Annotated in this window: 3 protein-coding genes and 1 pseudogene; 2 read left to right on the top strand and 2 right to left on the bottom strand. The window is 64.4% G+C overall.

All coding sequences use genetic code 11. The features are described 5' to 3' along the window. Positions 1 to 233 precede the first annotated feature (233 nt). Positions 234 to 968, top strand: coding sequence for an AraC family transcriptional regulator (locus JHD62_RS21200; RefSeq protein ID WP_199104547.1), 735 nt, complete (start codon positions 234 to 236; stop codon positions 966 to 968). Positions 969 to 1,042: 74 nt separating this feature from the next. Continuing rightward, the gene (locus JHD62_RS21195; protein ID WP_199104546.1) at positions 1,043 to 1,906 is read left to right on the top strand and encodes a DMT family transporter; all 864 of its coding nucleotides are present in this window, start codon (positions 1,043 to 1,045) and stop codon (positions 1,904 to 1,906) included. A 117-nt stretch (positions 1,907 to 2,023) separates the two neighbouring features. Here the strand turns inward: JHD62_RS21195 and JHD62_RS21190 are convergent, their stop codons facing one another. Then, the gene (locus JHD62_RS21190; RefSeq protein WP_045845983.1) at positions 2,024 to 2,572 is read right to left on the bottom strand and encodes a peroxiredoxin; all 549 of its coding nucleotides are present in this window, start codon (positions 2,570 to 2,572) and stop codon (positions 2,024 to 2,026) included. A 157-nt stretch (positions 2,573 to 2,729) separates the two neighbouring features. Continuing rightward, positions 2,730 to 3,024, bottom strand: a pseudogene (locus JHD62_RS21185) (DeoR family transcriptional regulator); the annotation flags it as partial.

The following is a 3,024-nucleotide window of genomic DNA, read 5'->3' as shown; positions in this document are numbered from 1 at the left end:
TGCCAGTGCCGTGCTGACTGACTGGCTGGCCCGTTATCGCCAGTGCGCGGTGCAGCCGGACAGTACCGCAGTGCACAGCGCCCAGCCGGGCTAAGCGTCACGATTTGTTGTGGTCGTATCTTGTTGTATCAGGGCTTGCGCCCATCTCCTCCCGTAGGCCCCACCCACCCCGGTGGGGCATTTTTTTGTGCGAGCATGCACCCAGCCCCAGCCCGCCCCGCTACCATAGCCTGATGTCCCACCATGACGACCTGCTGCTGGAGCTGCGCAGTTACCAGCAGGAAAGCCGACAGCATCAGCATGATTACCATCAGCTGGTGTTGCCTGCGCATGGCTGCCTGGAGCTGGATGTCGAGGGCCGTGGCGGCGTGGTGCAGGCCGGCCAGCTGGCGGTGATTGCCGCAGGTAACAGCCATGGCTTTGCTGCGCCCGGTGACAATGCCTTCGTGGTGGCCAATGTTCCGGCCACGCTGGCACCGCAACTGGCGGCCTTGCCAGCCTTTTTACCGCTGGATGCCAGCATGCTGGCTTATGTGGAATTCCTGCGCGCCGAGTTGTCCCGTCCGGCGGCGGGAGAAAACAGTCGGCGGCAAATGCTGCTGTTGCTTACCCAGTTACTGGCCGAGCGGGCTGGCGCAGCAGCACAGCTTGACCGGCGCGTGGCCGCTGCCCGCGCTGTGCTGGATGCGCGCTTTGCCGAAGACATCAGCCTGGCGCAACTGGCGGCGGCGGCCCACCTGAGCGTGCGCCAGCTGTCCGAGCTGTTCCGCCGTCAACTGGGTATGAGCCCCGGCCAGTACCAGCTGGAGCAGCGCATGCAGCATGGCTGGTTGCTGCTGGAGCGGGGCAGCTTGCCGGTGCAGCAGGTGGCCGAGCAATGCGGCTATGCCAGCCTGTCCGCCTTCAGCGACCGCTTCCACCGCCATTTCGGCATCGCGCCCAGCCATTTCCGCCATCCGGCCAAATAAGCCCGCCAGCCCGGCAAAGTCGCCGCGCGCCATCCTGCCTACACTGCGCTTTTGCTTGTCTGAGAGTATTGCCCATGCTTACCCGCCACCAGGCTACGCTGATCGGCAGCCTGTCCATCCTGCTATGGGGCAGCCTTGCGCTGCTGACCCGGCTGACGGCCGGCGTGTTTCCGCCCTTTCAGCTATTGGCCATGACCTTTGCGCTGGCCTTTGGCCTGATGCTCGTCAAATGGCTGCGCGCCGCTCAGTCACCGCTTGGCTTTCTGCGCCAGCCACCCCTGGCCTGGGCGCTGGGAGTGGGCGGGCTGTTCGGTTATCACTTTTGCTATTTCCTGGCCATGCGGCTGGCCCCGGCGGTGCAGGTCAGCCTGCTGGCCTATCTGTGGCCGCTGCTGATCCTGCTGTTTTCCGCCTTGCTGCCCGGCCATCGCCTGTCACGCTGGCATCTGTTGGGCGGTCTGCTGGCGCTGGGTGGCTGCTGGCTGTTGCTGGGTGGCGGGCAGGGCGGTTTTGCCCGCCAGTACCTGCCCGGCTACCTGATGGCCTTGCTGTGCGCGCTGATCTGGTCGCTGTACTCGGTGGCCAGCCGTCTGGTGGCACAGGTGCCGACCGATGCGGTGGGCTGGTTCTGTGCCGCAACTGCCGTGCTGGCGGCGCTGTGTCATCTGTACGGGGAGAGCACGGTATGGACTGCACCGTGGACGGCCTGGCTGGGCGTGCTGGCCCTGGGGCTGGGGCCGGTGGGCATTGCCTTCTTCACCTGGGATATCGGCATGAAGCAGGGCAATCTGCCGCTGCTGGGTGTACTGTCCTACGCCGCACCGCTGATCTCCACGCTATTGCTGCTGGGCGCAGGCCTGGCCACGCCCAGCTGGAGCCTTCTGCTGTCCTGCCTTGCCATCATCGGCGGAGCGGCGCTGGCGGCGCGGGCTGGCTGAGACCGGTTTAGAGCCGCCCACAAAACCTCGTAGAGCACCCGAGTCAAGGCGCGCCGACGCAGACAGTACAGTGAGTACGGCAAGTCGGCGCAACGCAGAATCGGGGGGGAGCGGGTCTTAGTGCCCCGCTGCCTTCCACGCTTCCAGCGCCTTCAGCGTATTGCTGACGTGCTGGTCGGGGGCCATGGCGTTATAGCTGTACCAGACTTTATGGTCCGGCGTGATGACGTAGGAGACGCGGCTGGCGTAGCTGGTGCCGGGAATCATCACCGCGTCGTAGGCTTTCATGATCTTGCGATCCTTGTCCGCCGCCACCGGGAATTTGCTGCGGCATTCGGACACGGAAAAGCGTTGCAGCTTTTCGATGTCGTCGCCGGACACGCCGATCACCGTGGCACCCAGTGCCTTGAACTTGTCGGTGGCTTCGGCAAACAGGTGGGCTTCCACCGTGCAGCCGCTGGTAAAGGCCGCCGGGTAGAAGTACAGCACCACCGGGCCGTGGCTCAGCGCCTCGTTCAGCGAGTAATGAAAGCGTTTGCCGCCCAGCGAGGCTTCGGTGCTGAAATCGCTGGCCGGGGCACCTTTGCTCAGTTCGGCCTGGGCCGTGGTGGCCAGCAGCAGGGCGGACAGGCCGATGGACAGGGTGTGGCGGGTGAATGCAGACATGGGTGGCTCCTCGACATTCGGGCTGGAACAGTTTTTGGCAGCTTGATGTGGCAGAGGTTCGCACAGCGCGGCTGGCAAAACCTCGCAGAAAATCCGGGTCAGGGCCTGCCGACGCAGACAGTACAGCAAGTACGGCAAGGCGGCTTTTTAGCGGGTCTCAGTCGGCGACAAACAGCTGGGTGCCGGCTTCGGCAATCACCGCCTGCATTTCCGGCGGCACCGGCTTGTCGGTAAACAAGGCATGCACCTGCGACAGATGGCCCAGTTCCACCAGCGCCGGGCGGCCGAACTTGGAATGATCCGCCGCCAGCAGCACCTGGCGCGATTGCTGGATGATGGCTTCCGAAGTGCGTACTTCACGATAGTCGTAATCGCGCAGCACGCCATCGTTTTCGATGCTGGAAATGCCGATGATGCCGTAGTCCACCTTGAACTGGCGGATCAGCTGCACC

Source organism: Aquitalea sp. ASV11, from assembly GCF_016429185.1.
GTDB classification, from domain to species: Bacteria; Pseudomonadota; Gammaproteobacteria; order Burkholderiales; family Chromobacteriaceae; genus Aquitalea; species Aquitalea pelogenes.
Note: the sequence above shows the minus strand (reverse complement) of the source record. Positions and strands in the feature narration are given on the sequence as shown.

Bases quoted from the DNA above. Each gene is read 5' to 3' on its own strand.
- JHD62_RS21200 (WP_199104547.1), top strand. From the start codon at position 234: ATGTCCCACCATGACGACCTGCTGCTGGAGCTGCGCAGTTACCAGCAG.
- JHD62_RS21195 (WP_199104546.1), top strand. From the start codon at position 1,043: ATGCTTACCCGCCACCAGGCTACGCTGATCGGCAGCCTGTCCATCCTG.
- JHD62_RS21190 (WP_045845983.1), bottom strand. From the start codon at position 2,572: ATGTCTGCATTCACCCGCCACACCCTGTCCATCGGCCTGTCCGCCCTG.